We start from the raw sequence: 278 nt of genomic DNA, 5'->3' as shown, positions 1-278 counted from the left end.
GCCGTCCAGCAGGTCGTCGCCCTCTCCGCCGCGCAGCTCGTCATGGCCGTCGCTGCCCGAGAGCGTGTCGTCGCCCTGTCCGCCGACGATCGTGTCGTTGCCGAGGCCGCCCTCCAGGCTGTCATCGTCCGCCTTGCCGCGGATCACGTCGTCATCCGCCCCGCCGTCGAGCCTGTCCTCTCCGTCGCCGCCGATGAGCGTGTCCGCGCCGTCGCCGCCCGATACCGACTCCGCCGAGCCGCCGCGGCCGTCATAGCTGTCATCGCCGCCGCCCAGCA

1 protein-coding gene is annotated in these 278 nt (G+C 73.4%); it reads right to left on the bottom strand.

Features of this window, described 5'->3' with window-relative positions; translation table 11 throughout:
• Positions 1-278: calcium-binding protein (locus HCC78_RS33390; RefSeq protein WP_371743972.1), on the bottom strand; the 278-nt coding region annotated here is incomplete at both ends.

It is taken from the genome of Mangrovicoccus sp. HB161399, from assembly GCF_013184745.1.
Classification (GTDB): Bacteria; Pseudomonadota; Alphaproteobacteria; order Rhodobacterales; family Rhodobacteraceae; genus Mangrovicoccus.
The sequence above is the reverse complement of the archived record's forward strand: the minus strand, read 5'-3'. Positions and strand labels throughout refer to the sequence as shown.